Genomic DNA, 16,997 nt, shown 5'->3' on the forward strand with positions numbered 1-16,997 from the left:
ACCCTGCTGACAATCGTGCCATGACCGCGAACGCGAGGAACGAGGACCGAGTCGCGGACGTTCGCGAGCGATTAGCGGCGTTGCCAGCCGTCGGTACGACGCCCTCGGCGACGCTGCAGACCAGACGCGCCGTCTCGGACGCCCGCTCAGTCGTCGAGGACGAACCGACTGCTGCCGGACGCCTCGTTCCGTCGCTCGCGGGCGTCCTCATCGACACGGCAGCGTTCTCTCGGAGCACGGGGACGGACGTGTTCGGCGTCGGGTCGGCTGTCCGCCAGGTACAACTCGACGCGACCCGGGCGTTGGCGGCGCTCGACTTCCCGAGATTCCTCGACACTCCCGCGGACGCAGACGCGGTGCGGGCGCTCGTGCGAGCGTTCGCGGTTAGCGTGAACGTCGAGGGTACCGTGTCGCGGCATCGCGTGGACCACGTCGGGATTCGAGGGCTCGCCGACCTCGCCGTCGCGGCACCGACCGAAACGGCCACCGCGGTCAGCCCCGACGTGCTCGCGCGGACGCTCGAATGCTGGGCGCGAATCGACCCCGACGAGCACACGTCCACGGGCTCGGCGGTCGTCCGACTGCTGGCAATCGTCGCCCGGAAAGCGCCCGAGAAGCTCCCGCCGCTCGACGACCTCTCGCCGCTGCTTTCGGCGGCGGCCGAGTCGAAGTACCCGCAACTATACGCGTGGGCGCTCCTGACTCGCTGCACGGGCGTCGACGCGCGCCCGTCCGACGCACCCGTCCCGGAAGGAACCGACGAGGTCGTCGCGTTGCTCGCGGAGCGCGCCTCGACGAGTCCCGACCCGCGCATCCGCGAGGGTGCCGTCGGGGTCCTGTCGGACCTGGAGTCGCTGAACGACGTCTCAGCGGAGACGTTGCGAGGCGTCGCCACTTCGCTCCTCGAGGGGAGCGGCGGCCGGGACGACGGCGACCAGTGGGTCGCAGCGACCGGACTGGAGAGCCTGCTCGCGGCGGGCATCCTTCCGCCGACCGTGGTCGATACGATACTCGAGACGCCCTCGTTCGGGTTCGCGAACTCGACGAAGCGGGACCGACGGGCCGTCCAGGAGTGCTATACGACGCTCCTCGAATCCGAGCAGTTGACCGTCGCACACCTCTCGGCCATTCTCGAAGACCTCGACGCCTTCGAGACCGAGGAGCCCGAGAAAGACGCGTTCTACGTCGCCAGATTGCTCGTGGACGTCGTCTCGAACGAGGCACTCGCTCCCGGACACGGGTCGCGCGTCGTCGACCTCCTCGCGGAAGCCGTCACCGCGCACGACACCCGCGCACCGGTGAAGGTGGCCGTCGCCGCCGAGGGTCTCCTGTCGGCCGTCGACCTCTCGATACCCCGAATCCGGGACGTTCTCGATATCCTGACCGAAGTGGCCGCGTCGACGGAGTACTCCGACGTCACCGCCGAGGCCTTCGAGACGTTCGCGAAGACGACCCCGCCGGCGACGATAGCCGAATGCACTGATTCGGTCGTCGACCTGGTCGAAGCCCTGATCGTCAATGAGGACGGCCTCAACGGCTTCGCGATGCGATTCCTCGACGCGGCAATCGAGGCGCTCATCGATGCGGGGATGCCGACCGACGCGCTCTTCGAGGCCGTGCTCCGGTCGCTCGAACGCGCCATCGACGACGGGGACGCGTACGTGCCCGACGGCGTCGCGACGTGTCTCACGGTCCTCCACGGGGACGCTCGATGCAGCCAGGTGAGGATACGGGCGGTCGTCGCCGCTCTCGAGCGCGCCGCTGTCGAGACCCGTGGAGCGTCGCGAGTACGGGCATTCGAGACGCTCTCGGCACTCCTCGACGACGCCGCGGACGTGCCCGTCGACACCCGGCGACTCCGGTCGCCGCTGGCCTGGAGCGTCCGAAGTCCAAACCCCGAGCACAGGGCGACGGCGTTCCGGACGCTCGCTGCCTGTGCCCGTGCAGGCGGGATGTCCGAGGCGTCGGTGCGCGAGTTCGTTCCAGTCCTCGTGTACGGGTCTCGGGCCACGCACTTGGACGTGCGAACGGCAGCAGTCGAGGCGATCGAGGCACTGGCTTCCGGCTCGCTCCTGCCCCGAGAGGCCGGTCCCACCGCGTTCTGGGAGCTTCTCGGGGTTCTCCTCCTGGAGTCGCCACCCGAGGCTCGGATGGGCGTCGAGAAGTTCGTCCGCGGTCGGTCGGACGGTGCCGCTCCCGCTGCGGCGACGGCGCTGCACGCGCTCGTCACTGCGGGGTACGCCGCGAACCAGGACGAACTGGCCGGCTGCGAGAGCACGCCAGGAGCCCTGGATCGCTTCCACGACCCCGACGCGATACGTCCCTCGCTCGATTGGCACACGGCGGCGAGCACTCGCGTCATCGACGAGTGGGAGCGCGACACGTACGAGACCGTCTTCGATGCCCTCGGGGGTCTCGCTGGGACCACTGCGGATCCGGTCGAGGCCTGGCGGGAGTCCCTGATAGAGCGAGCGCGCTTGCCATCGAACCGGCGACGACGCGTGGACGTCGTCGACCGTCTCGCGACGACGCAGACCCTGGCGGCGACCAGCACTCGGGACGGAGAGCGCCACGAGCGCTGACGGCGTTCGCGAACGTGACTCCCTCGTAGCTACCGGGCTTCCAGACTCCACGAGTCCGCCCAGTCCGTGGGCGGAGCACGCTGCACGTGGGGCGCTGTGGGAAGCCGTCGTTCCCTCGCGCGTTCCAAGTATCTTCCCTGGTATAAACAGAGAGATTAGGTATCTGCCAACACCGCCACTCCGGAGTGTCGGGTCCATCGTCTTGGTATGAGTCAACAAGACCCACTCCAGACGCGGGCGGAATCGTCGACCGACCAGACGCCGCCGTTCCCGGTCGCGGTCGCGGCGAGCGCCTATCGCGGCACGGAGGAAGCGGTCGGTCGCGGGTATCGCGGGCTCCTCGCACTCATCGCGCCGCTCCTTGCGGCGTACGGCTACTACACCGACTCCGAGCGCAACGCGGCGACGCGCGCACTCCTCCTCGCGATGGGGCTGCCGCTCGTCGACGGCGTGTTCCCCGCGCTCGTCCTCGGCGGCGCCCTCGACACCGTCCCCGGGCTGCTCGTCGTCGGCGGCACCATCTTCGGCGGCCCGTGGATGCTCACCATCATCTTCGAGGAGATGGCGGGCGACGACCGCCGCACTCGCCTCCTCCGCGTCCTCAAGGTCGCCGCCCTCGTCGTCCCCGCGGCGGGCCTCGAGGCGGTCGCCGCGCCGACGCTCGCGAGCCTCCTCGACATGAGCGTCTTCCACGTCTTCAGCGCGCTCATCGTCCTCACCGTCGGCGCCAGCATCGCCAACGACGTCCTCGCCGCGAAACTCGTCGCCCCGAAGTACCTCCTCGCCGCCGGACTCGTCGCGAGCGTCGCCGCACGGCTCCTCGAACCAGCCCCGATTACGCTCACGGTCATCGTCGAGCCATTCGTGGTCGCGCAGGCGATGGGCGCCGCCGGAATCGCGACCACGCTCGCCCTCGTCGGCGCGTTCGTCGGCCCGCGCGTCGACGACCACCTCGACCGCGACGCCTTCCGCACCGGCGCCGGCATCGCGCTCGCGCTCGTCCCGCTCAGCATCGCCGGCGTCCTCCCCAGCCTCTCGTCGCTCGCCGTCTTCGCACTCGCCCTCGCGTTCGCCATCGACACCGGCGACGACACCTGACCCCAGCCACCGGGGTCGTCCACGGTCGAAGCGGTCGTCGTCGCACGACGACGGCGACGCCCGTGGGGCGACCTACGAATCGAGCCAGCGGCCGGGTGCTTTTTTGCGAGCGCTCGCGGACGCTCCAACCAAGACGCCTCACAGAAACGCCAGCGACCGCGCGACACATGCATCCATGAACCGGAGGACGACTCGTCGATGACGGCGACGGACGACATCGCGAAGCGGCTGCGTGCGAACGCGGCGGCGACGAGGAGAGGCGAGTACGACGACCTCGAGGCCGCCGTCGAGGCCGCGGCGGACCGTATCGGCGCCGACGCCAACGAGGCCGAAGCGCTCGTCGGCGCTCTCGTCGACGTGCTTGCTGGACAGGTCCGCGAGGTGAGTACGGCGGACGCGCTCGTCCACGACACGTCGCGGGCGAACGCCATCGAGTACCAGATAGCGAGGTTGCTGGAGCAAATCTCTCTTTCGCGCCCGTCGTTCGTTCTCGACCACGCACGCGATTTGGCCGCGGTCGCCATCGAGCAGGACGGGTCGCTGAACGACGCCGCGATGGCGCTCTCTAGCCTCGCGCGCGAGCACCCCGCAGCCTTCGCGGCTTGCTGTCGCGCCACTGCCGAGGTCGTCGACGACGGAGAGGCCGAGGCGCGCAGCGCGGCATTCACGTTCGTCGCAGACCTCGTCGAGCTGACGACGACCTGGCTCCCGTCGGACGCCGCCACGGAGCCCTCCGCCGCGTACGCCGGCGACGCCGAATCAGTGCCCGAGACCCCACCGGCCGTCCGCGACGCAGCGGCGGTCGACGCGGTCGCCACCGCCGCCGTGAGTGCCGTCGACGCCGACGCCCCCGACAGTCAGGCCGCCGCACGCGCCTACGCCACCGTCGCGCGGGCGGCGCCGGACGCCGCACTCCCCGGAACGCCCTGGGTCGCTCACGCCGTCCGGACGGCCTCGGACGCCGACCTGCGTGCCCCGCTCCTGAACGCGCTCGCCGCGCTCGCCACTGCTCGACCGGCAGCGCTCACGTCATACCGGTCGACGCTCGTCGACGCCCTCACCGACTCCGACGAGCGGGTCAGAGAGACCGCGGGTGAAGCGCTGTCGGCAGTCGCATACCGCGAGCAAGGGGCGGTCCTGGAAATCCTCCCAGCCGTCGCAGCCGTCGTCATCGACGACCTGCGAGGGACGGCGCCCGCACTCGAGGTCCTCTCGAGTGCCGCGAAGGGCGATGCCTACTCCCCCGATGCGGTCCCGGACGCGGTACTCGACGTCGTCGACAGCGTCACCGCAGTCCTCGACGCGACCGACGCGGACATCCTCGAGCCGGCGACCGGGTTCCTCGAGACCGTCGCGGACACCGACGCCGCGCTCGACCACGCGCCCGCCCTCGCAGCCCCCGACACCGTCGAGGCCCTCGTCGACCTCGCGACCCGCGACCCCGGTGGACTCACGCAACTCCACGCCACTCGAGTCCTCCGAGCAGTCCTCGAGTGGGACCCCGGTCGCCTCGACGCTATCCTGGACGCACTCGTCGACCGACTCGACGCGGACCCCGTCGAACGCCGCGTCGGCGCGCTCGAGGCGATCGATTCGATACTCAACGCTCCCAGCAGCACGGACCTCGCTCGCCAGGAGGCGCCCGCGTACCGACGCCTCCTTCACGCGCTCGTCGACGCGCTCGGGTCGTCGACACACAAGCTCACCGTCGACACGCTCACATCGACACTCGGTCGCAACCCGGACGCACTCCGGTTCGTCCACGACGACGTCGAGGACGCACTGACCGCGACCGAATCCCACGTCCGGGTCGCCGGCTACGAGGTCGTGACCGCCGCCGCCAGCGAGGGCTCGACCACCGTCCTCGCGTTCGAGGACGCCATCGAGCGCGGCCTCGCAGACGACGACCCGGTCGTCGTGAACGCAGCGCTCGAGGTCGCCAGCGAGGTCACGCCAGAACACCACGAAGCCGTGACGCCGCTCCTGCCCGCCGTCGCCGCCTGCCTTGATGACGACGACACGCGACGCACCGCCGCCCAGGTCCTATCGAACGTCTCGACGGACGCGCCGTCGGCAGTCCTGGACGAACGCGAGGCCATCCTGACAGCGTTCGCCGACACCACCCCGACGGCCGACCCCGACGACACCCTCGACGTGACCCGGCACCTCGCGGCGGTCCTGTCGAACGTCGTCGACGCGGACCCGACGGTCGTCGTGCCAGTGACCGAGGAGCTCGCGGCGCTCGGTCGAACGATGACTCACCAGTTCGACCAGACCGCTTCGGACGCGCTCGAGGCGCTTGGCGTCGCCGCAACGGAGTCCCAGGCCGCTCGCGATGCCCTCCTGACCGTCTACGAGCGCGGCACGCCGATGGCGGCGAACGCCGCTGCCACCTACGTCCGGACCGTCGTCGAGGAGGCGCCGGCGGCCGCGGACGCACTCGTCCCACGCCTCTGCGAGCGCGACCTCGAGACCACCGACCGCATCGATGCCCTCGCGGCGTGCGCGAAGCGCCGCCCAGCGGCGGTATCCGTCGCCGTGCCCGCGCTCCGCGACGTGGCTGCGACTGAAGACCTCGACGAACGCACGGCGCTCGTCGCTCGAGCACTCGACGCCCTCTCTGCCGTCGCCGCTGCGGACGAATCGGCCGTCCAGTCGGTCGTCCCGGTCGCCGTCGAAGTCCTGTTCGAGACCACCGAAACACCCGCCGCGACCGCCGCGGTTGAGGCCCTCGCGGACCTCGTCGCCGCCCACCCGGCGGCGACGCGAGCGGCGCTGCCGACCTCGGCGACCGACTCCCCGGTCGACCTTCTCGACGTCGACCTCACCGCCGACGTCGCGTCGGACGCCGTCCGGCGCGGCCTCGCCGCCACCGACGCCACCGAGCGCTTCGAGGCCGCGTTCGCGTACCGGACGCTCGCAGCCGACGACCCGGACGCCGCCGTCTCGCTCCTCGACGCCGTCGTCGCACACGTCGAGACCGAACCGCGACTGACGCGCCTCCAGCTCTACGGCGCCGTCGACATGCTCGCCGAATCTCACCCCGACCCCGTCTCCGAGGCGCTCCCGGCACTGGTCGACGGCGTCCTCACGACGGGTCCGACGCCGACCGTCGCCGAGTCGGGGTTCACCGACGCCCTCGCGTTCCCACTCGTCGACGCGCTCGTCGAAGCGACCATCGCCAGGCCCGAACGCGTCATCCCGCTCGTCGACCGGGTCCACTACGGGCTCGACGCGCCGACACGCGGCGAACGGGTTCAAAGCGCCCCCTACCTCGCCATGGTCGCCGTCGCACGGACCGAAGCGCCCGACCACGACGGCCTCGCGAACGCACTCGAGGACGCCGAACCCGCGCTCCGGTCGCTCCTCGACGGCACCGACCTCGAACGCCAGATCGCCGCCTTCGCACTCACGGGCCTCCAGACAGCTCTCCCCGACACCCTACCCGTACTACGAGAGATCCTGGAGCAGCCGGCCCACCCGTTCGCCGAGGAGACGATCGAGATGCTCACCCTCGTCACTCACGACAGCACTCAGACGCTCGCCGCGACCCCCGGGAGCGTGGAGGCGCTCCTCGCCGGCGCCGACCATCAGGACTCAGCGGTCCGCGCCGGAGCCGTGGGCGGGCTTGGGGCGATAGCACGAACCACGGGCAACGAGCGGGCGACCGCCGCAGTCGGCAAGGTCCTGACCGACCCCGCGTCCGACGTCCGCGAGGAAGCCGCACGAGCGATCGGGCACGCGCCCCGCCAGCTGGACCCGCTCGACCCGGCGCTCCCAGGGCTCGCGCGAGCGCTCGCCAGCGACGACGAGACCGTTCGGCAGGCAGCGACCGACGCCCTCGAGTTCCACTCGGAGCCATCAGACCGCGACCTCGACGCCGCGGCGCTCATCGACGCCGTCGCGAACGCCGACGACGCCGTCACGGCCCCCGCGCTCTCCTTGCTTGCCGTCATCGCTCGGAACCGACCGCAGGACGTCGTCGACGCCGGCCTGGACCCCATCCGCGACGAGTTGCAGCGACCCGACACCGACTCGGCAGGTGACGCACTCCGGGTCGTCGACGAACTCGCCGAGCACGTCCCGGCGGCGCTTCAATCGCTAGTTCCGGCCCTGGGGATGCGACTTCACCGGAACCGCCTCGAGAATACGGAGCTCGGGCTCCGTCATCCCAACCGGGTGACCTCGTCGATACTCGAATCCATCGCCGAGGAGAAGCCAACAGCCGCCGTCGACGTCGTCCCCGAGCTGGCCGAGGTGTTCTTCGAGACGGCGGCCGACGAGATGCCCCTCGCCGTGCACGCTGCCCGCGGCGCGCTGCAGACGATTGCCACCGAACGCCCCGACGCGGTTGCCAGCACCGTCGAGGAGGCCGTCACCGCGCTCGAATCCGTCGACGCGACCCGTCGAAAGCGCGGACTTGACCTCCTCGCCGCGCTCGTCTACGCGGACGTCGTCCCCATCCAAGCGGTCCGCCCGACCGCCACGGCACTCGTCGCGGACGACGACCCCGACGTCGGCGAAGCCGCGGCCGACTTCCTCGAAGGCGCCGTCTACCACACCGAAGCCACTAGACCGGAGGAGACGGTGCCGGTCCTCCTCGACGCCACCCAGTCCGGCGACCCCGACCGCCGGGGCGAGGCAACCGCGGCGCTCGCTGCCATCGCCAAGGACACCCCCGACGCAGTCCCGATTGAGCCCATCCGGGACCTGCTCACCGCGGACGACTACACGACCGCCGGGTCCGCCATCCACTGCCTCCAAGCCCGCAAGGACGCAGTGGACTTGACCGCCGGCGAGCGCGCAGTCGTTCAGGAGACGCTATCCACCGAGGCCGACCAGCGCACGAGGGTCGTCGGTATCGACCTCCTCGCAGCCACCGACACGACCGCAGCCACCACGCCGCAGTGACGAGGAACCGCCGCGCCCTATCCGCTCCCGGAACCACCGCTACGCGTCGTCTCTGACGTCGAACTCCCGGCCGCTGACCCGGAACAGGACCTCTGAGAGCGAGAATCGGATGGTGTCCCTGACGTCCGGTTCGGTGATGTCGTCGTCGGACGCCAGGATGGCGGCCTCGGCGTGCGCCGGCACGAACTCGACCTCGAAGTCGCTGATGAAGAGCAGGCCGGCCGACGACGTCCGGTGCTGGAAGTGTGGGAGGCTCGTGCGACGGCTGTACGGGGACTCCGCCTCGTCGAATGGGTCCGCGTCCGCCGACTGGAAGTTCCGTTGTACGTAGTCATCGCCAAGTATCTCCGCGACCAGCAGTGGCTCCCTGACCGGAGCGTCCCGGTCAGGCTGGAACGCGCCGTCGTCGAACTCGCCGTACGTGTGGCCGGTGTCGAGCCACACCGCGAAGTCGGCCCGCGACCGCCTCGCAGAAAACGATAGCGGCTCGGAGTCGGTCGCGGAGCCGACCGTGAAGCGCGTCTGGAACCGCTCGTCGGCGCCCGCGTCGATGGCGGCGACCGGGAAATTGTCGGTCACCTCCCAGTCCGCGAGGCGCTCTTGGACGTCGTACGTTTCGAGGAACTGTTCGGCCGCGTCGACGCAGATATCCTGCAACTCGCGTTTCGTCGCCATCCAGATGTCTCCAGGTACCGCCATCGACGGACGCGACGGTATTGAAACCGGGAGCCGCCTCACGTCGATTGTAGCCGTCCTGGCAGTCGTCGGGCTACATGCCCTCGGCGACCGTGAATCGGTTCCCGCAGTCGCCGCATCGCTTCTCTATCTCCTCGGCCGTCGGGTCGCCGACGTCGGCCGGTATCTGGCTGTAGCACGGCACGTACGCGCCGCACTCCGGGCAGTGAAGCGTCGGAATCCCCATCCAGATTACGCCTCGTCTTGGGCGTCGAGCGCGCGCTCGGCTGCGGCCTTGTCCGCGAAGCGTTCGCCGCAGACGAGGTAGTCGACGAGGCGGTCCATCGCGAGCGGGCGGTAGTCGATGAGTTCCACGGAGAAGTTCACGCGCCTGGTGTCGTGCGCGACGAGCGGGTACTGCTCGGGGTGGTTGTTGTGGTGGTGGCCGTGCAGGAGCCAGCCGGTCTGGTTCGACGGGCCGTCGGCGGGGTCGTGGACGACGCGGAACGGGACGTTCCGGTGCTCGAAGCGGTACTCCTCCACGAAGTAGACGTCATCGCGTTCGCTGAGGAGCGTGCCGTCGTGGTTCCCGATGACGAACACGATCTCGCCGGGGAGCGCCTCGAGCCAGTTGAGGAGCGCGCTCGCGGACTCGCGGATGGTGAGGTCGCCACCGAACAGCACGACGTCGTCGGGGTCGACGACGGCCTGCCAGTTCGACACGAGCTGGTCGTTCATCTCCTCGACGGAGTCGAACGGGCGATTGCAGTACTCGACGATGTTCCGATGATCGAGGTGGAGGTCCGAGACGAGATAGTCGACCATACGTCGACGTCCGGAGAGACGGACTAAACCGTTCGGGGCGGCTGCCGACGCGTGTAGGTCGGAGATGTTTCCATCCTCGCCAGCGGGGGTGCTCCCGTCGGTTGCGGTCAGATATCACGCTCAGAGCGCGGCGAGGAGTTGGTTCACGTCGTGAATGGTGTTGAACGCGTGCAGCGAGACGCGGACGAGTTCGCCGCGTGGGCCGGGGACGGTCTTGACGTGGACGTCGTTCGCGGCGAGTCGCGCGACGGTCGCGGCGGGGTCGTCGACGCTGAGCGCGACGAGCCCGGACTCGAACGGCGGCGGCGAGTGCAGCGCGTCCACGGGGACTGCGGCCTTGAGGTGGTCGGTGAGGCGCTCGATCTCGGCCTCAATGGTGTCGATACCGACGGCTTCGATGGTCGCGATGGCCTCGGTGAGCGCGGCGTACGGCGCGACCGATCGCGTCCCCGTCTCGAAGCGCTGCGCGCCCGATTTCAGGTCGTAGTCCGCCGTCGGCGGGTACTCGACGCCGAAGTACCCGAGGACCGCGGGGTGGAGTTCGTCGGCGAACCCGGGGTCGACGTAGACGAACCCGCTCCCCCAGTCCCCGAGCAGCCACTTGTGGCCCGACGCGACGACCGCGTCCGCGCCCCACTCGGTGACGTCGACCGCGTGCTGGCCGACCGACTGCACCGCGTCCACGACCACCCGCGTCCCCGACGCCTGCGCGATAGCTGTCAGCTCGGGGACGTCGAGGTGGACGCCGTTCGTCCAGCAGAGAGAGCTGAACGCGACCAGTCGGGCGTCGGCGACCGCGTCCGCGAACGCGCCGCGGTCGACGCGCCCGCCGTGCGTCTCCACAACTCGGACCTCGACGTCGGCCTCGCGTTCGAGGCGCGCCCACGGCAGGACGTTCGCGGCGTGCTCGTGGTCGAGGCGGACCACGACGTCGCCGGGCGCCCAGTCCACGGCCGCCGCGATTCGCGCGAGCCCGTCGCCCGTACTGTTCGTGAGCGCGACGTTCCCCGGGACCGTCCCCAGGTGGTCGGCCACCGCTTCGCGCGCCGCGTCGAACACGCGCTCGCCGAACGCGTACATTCCGTCCTCGGCGGGCGCCCGGTAGGCGTGCTCGCGGAGCGCGTCGACGGCGGCGTCGACGACGGGTCGCGGCGACGGCCCGCTCGCGCCGGTGTTCAGGTACGTCGCCGCCTCCACCGCCGGAATCGACTCCCGCAGTTCCGCTGTGTCCATCGTCTCTCGACCGCACGCAGGACGTCAGCCCACAAGGACGCCCGACGCCGCGTACACGACCTGTACCCGCCGGGCGGTGTTGAAGCCGACGCCGACGCGTGCTCCGTGTATGTACCTGGGTGACGAGGCGTGGCCGGATTTGGAGTCGTACTTCGAGACGGAATCGCTCGCGCTCGTGCCGGTCGGCTCGACCGAACAGCACGGCCCGCACCTCCCCGAGTCGACCGACCACCTGATCGCGGAGGCGTTCGCTCGCGAGGCCGCCGACCGCGCCGGCTACCTCTGCACGCCCCCCGTCACGGTCGGCGTCAGCACGCACCACCGCCAGTTCCACGGGACGATGTGGGCCGACGCCCCCGCGTTCCGCGACTACGTCGAATCCATCACGCGCAACCTCACCGAGCACGGCGTCGACCGCGTCGTCTACGTGAACGCCCACGGGAGCAACGTCGACCCGCTCCGCGAGGTCGGTCGCCGCCTCCGCGACGACCACGCCCTCTACGCCATCGAGTGGATGTGGAACGAGAGCATCCCCGACCTCGTCGACGACCTGTTCGAGCACCCCGGCCCGCACGGCGGCCCGAAGGAGACCGCGCTCGTCCAGCACCTCGCCCCCGACCTCGTCCACGACGACCGCCTCGCGGACGCCCGCGACGGCGGCGTCGTCGACGTCACCACCAACGACACCATCGTCAACGGCGCCCGCACGTACTACGACGCCATCGACAACACCCCCAACGGCGTCATCGGCGACCAGACCGACGCCACCGCCGCCAAAGGCGAACAGCTGTTCGAGGCCGCGACCGAGCAACTCGTCGACCTCTGCGACTGGCTCGCCGCCCAGGAGTTCCAGGCGCTCATGCCCGAACCGCACCGCTGAGAGCTCGGCTCCCGCTCACCGCCAGAACGCTCGTCACCGACGTCCCAGGACTCGGAGTCTGGGCCACCTACGACTCGCGTTCGTCCTGACGCGACGCCAGCACGCGACTCGGCGCCCCCTCGGTTTCCTCGTCGTCGACGCTCCCGGCTGCTTCCGTAATCAGGTACTCGTCGCAGTCGTCGCCGGCGTCCGCGTCGAGGAGCTCGGGAAGCGTCGGCACCGGCGCGTCGGTCCGCCCGGCCGTCACTACGGCTTCGACCGCGGCGTCGACGTCGCCGAGTTCGCCACGAACGCGAGCGGCCAGGTCGTCGCCGTCGATTGGGTCGTCGTTCCTGACTCGGGGTGGGTCCAGGTGCCCCGGTGCCACCCAGAGCGGGGCGCGAACGCCCGTGGACTCGTCGTGGAGGTCGACGTCCAAGTCCGCGAGCGAGCGCGGCGAGCGGTCGGGAGCTGCGACTAACAACAGGAACCGATGCTGCAGCCTCGTCCGCCGGTGCCTCGCTCGCGCCACCGCGGCCGCCTCGACGACCCGCGACAGGTCACCGCGGACCACGTCCAGCGCCGTCTCGTCGGCGCGTTCGGCCCTGGCCACGACCCGCTGGTAGCGAGCGTGCAGGGACTCGAGTTCCTCGCGTACCTCGCGTTTCTCGCGCTCGACCTCGCGGAGTCGCCGCGCGACCGTCTCCCTATCGACGTCACTCAGGTCGTCCACGCCGTCGGCGTCCCCGAACAGTCGCGCCTGCATCGTCGAGAGCGTCCTCGCGAACATCTTCATCGGTAGCACGCAGCACCGACGCAAAAAGGAGATTCGAGGCCTACAGGACCTGTACCGCACCGCCATCGGTCGATGACGACGTCGCGATTCAGGCGCTTTCGCGCTCGCTCACGGGGTAGTCGCCGTAGTGGATCATGTCGCCGAGCTGGATGCTGTTCCCGCTGGCCTCGAGGAACTCCTCGCGCGTGATGGGGGCGCGAGCGGTGTTCGTGTCGATGCGGATCTCGGGGTGGACGAACCGGACGACCGCGAGCGTCTGGAGGATGCCCTCGCGCGTGATGTCGGGCGTCGTCCCGACCTCCTCGGCGACGGGCGTGCCGGCGACCGGGGAGAGGACGTTCAGCGAGAACACGTCGATGCCGATGTCGCGGAGCTCGCGCGCCGCGTCCACGCGGTCCACTGGGGTCTCGCCCATGCCGACGATGATGCCGGAGATGAGGTCGATGCCGGCCTCGCGCGCGACCTCGAGCGTCCGCCGGCGCTCCTCGAACGTGTGCGTGCTCGTGATCTCCTCGAAGTACCGCGGCGACGTCTCCACCATGTGCACGTAGTGCTTTACGCCCTCGCCCGCGAGGCGCTCGGCCTCGTCGGGCTCGAGGAACCCGAGGCACGCGTCGACCTCGAGGTCGGTCTCCTCGCGGATGGTCTCGATAGCGCCCAGGACCTCCTGCCACTCGTCGGTGCGGAGCGCGCTGTCCGCGCCCCGGCGCGTCGACACGATATTGAACCGCTCCGCGCCCTTGCGCTCGGCGCGCTTCGCCGCGTCCCGGAGCTTCTCGCGCTCGATGACGCCGTGCTGCTCGACGTCCGCGTCGTGCCGCGCCGAGTACGCGCAGAATCCGCAGTCCTGACTGCAGATACCACGGGTCACGTACCCGAGGCCGCGCGTCGTCACGCCCTCCCCCGCCAGTTCGTCGCGGACGACCGCCGCGCCCTCGGTGAGCGCGTCCACCGACTCGTCGAGGAGCGCCAGGCACTCCTCGCGAGTCAGGGCCTCGCCCGCGAGCGTTCGTGCGACCGCTTCGTCGACCGTCTCGTTACCCGTCCACTGGGACATACCAGTACGGATGGCATCGGTCGTAAAGGGCATCCGCACGCCTCCACAGACCCTGTAAGGCCTACTCCCGTCGCTACAGTCCTCGACTCCGTGGTCTGCCGAAGGCCGTCGACTGTCGCCGTCGGCCAGGGGCCATCGAGCGGCCGCGGCGGCTCGTCACGGTCGGTGTCCAGCGGCGCCAGCAGGCGTCCTGGAGAGAACCGAGACGCAGTCCAGTCGAGTGCTCGGCGCGACACCGACGTCGGCGAGCACCCCGCGGAGGTCGTCGTCGAGGTCGGCTGCGAGCTCTCCGTCCTCTCGCGTCAGTGTCTCGAGCAACGGGACGACTGCATCCCACTTCTCGGAGTCTTCCTGTGGCGGATCTGGCGGGCTGTCACGTCCCCGTGGTCGGTTCGAGACGAGGAGCGCATTCGTGTGCGAGGCGTAATCGGTGAAGTGGTACGTGTCGAGGGGCAGCAGGTCGGTTACGATCGTGGTCGTATCGACCCCCGAATCGACGGCGGCTCGTAGTGCCTCGGCGGCGGCCCCTGCTTTTCGTGCGCCGCCAGCACGGAGGGCAGCGACGAGCCCCGAGACCACCTCCCTGCACTCGGACTCGGAGAGGCTACCGGCGCACAGCAGTCGGTTCGCCGCGTCGATCGCGTGCGAGGCGGCGTCGTCGCCCCGCTGATCGTTGGCATGAGCGCAGACCGCTGCGATGCCCCGGACGAGTTCGCTTCTCGGGACCGTCAGTGAGTGCTCCGCGAGCAGTAGCCTCGACAGGATACTACACGCTTGCCCCGCACCGTCCCTGACCTCGATATGGGTTGCTGCGGACGCTTCGTCCTGCGTGGCTGGCCGTATCGTCTGCCAGACCGCATGCTCGATGGTCTCGACGGTGTCGGTCTCGAGCGTGACCGTAGCGACGAACCGGTCGACGAGGTCGAACCGGGCGGGCTTCCGGATGCCATCACGCGATGCGGTGCACAGGGCCTCGATGTGCGGGCCGAGAGATTCCACCGGGACTCGTCCGTGGTCGACGAGCGTCCTGAGAGTGGTGACCGCGACGTCCCGGAGCGCTTGGCTTTCGCGCTCCATGGCTTCGATGAGGTCGTCGAACGCGGCACTCGCCTGTTCGTCCGTGAGTTGCTCTGCTCGCTGATAGACCGCGAAGAGGTGCTCCGCCACGTCCGCTGGCAGCGAGTGAACGGTCGTTCGGACCACATCGAATACCAGCCGGAACTGCGCGGCCCTGAGCGCGCCCGACCCGACCACCTCCCGAATCCCGACCGCGACAGCCGCTCTGGGGGCGTCTGGAAGCTCCAATAGCCCGCAGTACCGCTCCAATAGCCTGGTTCGGCTCTCGTCGTCGAGGCACTGGACGCGCGCGAGCACGCTCCCCGCCCTGAGAGCGCGCCGCTGGCGCTCGCCATCGTCGACCCGAAGCTCCTGGAGTATCGAGTCGACGGTGTCTGCGTACCACGCGTCACCACCGTCTGTCGCCGCCTCGAGCGCTTCGAGTTTCGAGGCCACGACCTCGCGGGTCGTGTCACCGTCCGAGTCCCCGGACTCCCTCGCCAGTTCGAGCATGAACGACCGCATCACGTCGACGTGACCGGCGGTCGCCTCCTCGTGCGTGGCGAGCTCGACCAGAACGGTAAGCGCCCACTGCACGCGGACGATCCCGTAGCTACCGATTGGTCGGTCGACCACGCTCGTCCGAACGGCGCTCACGATCGCATCGACGTACTGGGGTGGGACCACGTCCAGTTGCAGTAGTTCGTGGAAGACACGAAGCGAGGCGTCGTAGTACGAGACGTCTCGGCCTGGTGCTGGCGGGCAGAGACCGACGAGTACCCGCTCGACCGTCGCTGAATCAGTCGTGGCGTCGCCCGCTGTCGCTCCGAGTCTGCTCAACAGCCCCCACGCCTGCACTTCGATGGAGTTCACGTCCGACGCGATGGAGAGCACTCGGTCTCGCTCCGCTTCTGTGAGCACGCGCTCGGGAGAGCGGACGGCGACGCCGCCGACGAGTTTGACGACGAAGTAGTCGGTCGGTCGCTGCGCCTCGTTCGCCGTCACCTCGGGCAGCTCCCCGATAGCCGTCAGTTGCTCGACGGCATTCTGCAGGACCTCGCGCCGCCGGGTGACCGATACCTCCGCTATCAGGTCGGGATGCTGCCTCGTCAGTGCGACCAGGACCTCCATGGTTGCCCGCCTGAGGGCGCTGCACCTGTCCGGCGCCGTCCCGGGAACGAGCGCCAAAAAGAGCTGTTCCGCGTGTCGTCGCTGCACCGTCGAAATCACTGCATCAGGGTCCAGGCCGGCCAACGACTCCACGATCTCCGTACAGATTTGCCGAGACACCGTCCCGACATTGAACAGGTCCGTGACACGCTGCTGGCGTGACTGGTCGAACTCTCGAGCCAGTACCGACGCCAGAACCGGAACCAGCCGACCGACCGGCGCTCCGTCCCGCTCAAGCATAGCCAGCAGCGTCGCAGTCGCCTGACGTCGATACAATACGACTGACGGCCCAGCCAGGTCGCCACCTTCCGGTGCGAGGAGCGCCGCTCGCTCTCGCTCCGACAGTTCTCCCTCGAGGGCAGCGGGTAGGTCCGCCAGCGAACTCTCCCAGTCGGGCGTCGAACCAGTCATGGCTTCTCCTCTAGCGACCCTCCACGGCCGGAGCCGGTTTCACTACTGGGGTTGCGTCGGCGTGGCACTCACCGCCTCTCCACACACGCCGGTTCGTCGTGAAGCTAGCCGAGTGGAGCCGGGTAACGCTCGTGCATCGCGCGTTCGACCTGCCGTTCGTGGTCCTGGAGGAGATCGCGACGATTCCCTCGAAGCGCTCCACAGCCCGCTTCAGGGACGTCGGAACCAGTGGCATCGCGACGTGAACCATCGCTCCATCGCCATCCGAGCCCAGGCACGCAGAACACTCCTAGACCCGGTTCACGAGCTCTGTAACCGCTACTG

General features: G+C 69.7%; 12 protein-coding genes. 5 read left to right on the forward strand and 7 right to left on the reverse strand.

Annotated elements, in window-relative coordinates:
* Nucleotides 1-20: 20 nt before the first annotated feature.
* From ACZ48X_RS03605 to ACZ48X_RS03615, 3 genes are all read left to right on the forward strand, one after another.
* A complete protein-coding gene (locus tag ACZ48X_RS03605) occupies nucleotides 21-2,582 on the forward strand; it encodes a hypothetical protein (RefSeq protein WP_336351758.1) in 2,562 nt (853 codons plus the stop codon).
* A 207-nt stretch (nucleotides 2,583-2,789) separates the two neighbouring features.
* Complete coding sequence (locus ACZ48X_RS03610; RefSeq protein WP_336351757.1) at nucleotides 2,790-3,680, forward strand: DUF5794 domain-containing protein; 891 nt, start codon at nucleotides 2,790-2,792, stop codon at nucleotides 3,678-3,680.
* 198 nt (nucleotides 3,681-3,878) lie between these two features.
* The gene (locus tag ACZ48X_RS03615) at nucleotides 3,879-8,591 is read left to right on the forward strand and encodes a HEAT repeat domain-containing protein (RefSeq protein ID WP_336351756.1); all 4,713 of its coding nucleotides are present in this window, start codon (nucleotides 3,879-3,881) and stop codon (nucleotides 8,589-8,591) included.
* 39 nt (nucleotides 8,592-8,630) lie between these two features.
* Here ACZ48X_RS03615 and ACZ48X_RS03620 read toward each other — a convergent pair whose 3' ends face one another.
* From ACZ48X_RS03620 to ACZ48X_RS03635, 4 genes are all read right to left on the reverse strand, one after another.
* Complete coding sequence (locus ACZ48X_RS03620) at nucleotides 8,631-9,290, reverse strand: hypothetical protein (RefSeq protein ID WP_336351755.1); 660 nt, start codon at nucleotides 9,288-9,290, stop codon at nucleotides 8,631-8,633.
* Nucleotides 9,291-9,360: 70 nt separating this feature from the next.
* Nucleotides 9,361-9,513: a hypothetical protein gene (locus ACZ48X_RS03625; protein WP_336351754.1), complete on the reverse strand. Its 153-nt coding sequence runs from the start codon at nucleotides 9,511-9,513 to the stop codon at nucleotides 9,361-9,363.
* A gap of 5 nt (nucleotides 9,514-9,518) precedes the next feature.
* Nucleotides 9,519-10,091, reverse strand: a complete 573-nt coding sequence (locus tag ACZ48X_RS03630) for a hypothetical protein (RefSeq protein WP_336351753.1) — start codon at nucleotides 10,089-10,091, stop codon at nucleotides 9,519-9,521.
* A 120-nt stretch (nucleotides 10,092-10,211) separates the two neighbouring features.
* On the reverse strand, nucleotides 10,212-11,324 hold the full coding sequence (locus ACZ48X_RS03635; RefSeq protein WP_336351752.1) for an aminotransferase class V-fold PLP-dependent enzyme: 1,113 nt from the start codon (nucleotides 11,322-11,324) through the stop codon (nucleotides 10,212-10,214).
* 109 nt (nucleotides 11,325-11,433) lie between these two features.
* On the opposite strand from ACZ48X_RS03635, the gene ACZ48X_RS03640 reads away from it, so the two are divergent.
* Nucleotides 11,434-12,204: a creatininase family protein gene (locus ACZ48X_RS03640; protein ID WP_336351751.1), complete on the forward strand. Its 771-nt coding sequence runs from the start codon at nucleotides 11,434-11,436 to the stop codon at nucleotides 12,202-12,204.
* Between the two features lie 67 nt (nucleotides 12,205-12,271).
* On the opposite strand, the gene ACZ48X_RS03645 is transcribed toward ACZ48X_RS03640, so the two are convergent.
* The 3 genes from ACZ48X_RS03645 to ACZ48X_RS03655 form a co-directional block, all read right to left on the reverse strand.
* The gene (locus ACZ48X_RS03645; RefSeq protein ID WP_336351750.1) at nucleotides 12,272-12,979 is read right to left on the reverse strand and encodes a hypothetical protein; all 708 of its coding nucleotides are present in this window, start codon (nucleotides 12,977-12,979) and stop codon (nucleotides 12,272-12,274) included.
* A gap of 88 nt (nucleotides 12,980-13,067) precedes the next feature.
* A complete protein-coding gene (locus ACZ48X_RS03650) occupies nucleotides 13,068-14,036 on the reverse strand; it encodes a biotin synthase BioB (protein WP_336351749.1) in 969 nt (322 codons plus the stop codon).
* A 156-nt stretch (nucleotides 14,037-14,192) separates the two neighbouring features.
* Nucleotides 14,193-16,673 carry a hypothetical protein gene (locus tag ACZ48X_RS03655; protein WP_336351748.1) on the reverse strand — a complete coding sequence of 827 codons (2,481 nt, stop codon included), beginning with the start codon at nucleotides 16,671-16,673 and terminating at the stop codon, nucleotides 14,193-14,195.
* 98 nt (nucleotides 16,674-16,771) lie between these two features.
* Here ACZ48X_RS03655 and ACZ48X_RS03660 point away from each other — a divergent pair, with 98 nt between their 5' ends.
* Nucleotides 16,772-16,918: a hypothetical protein gene (locus tag ACZ48X_RS03660; protein ID WP_336351747.1), complete on the forward strand. Its 147-nt coding sequence runs from the start codon at nucleotides 16,772-16,774 to the stop codon at nucleotides 16,916-16,918.
* Nucleotides 16,919-16,997: the final 79 nt, after the last annotated feature.

The organism is Halorubellus litoreus (genome assembly GCF_055378595.1).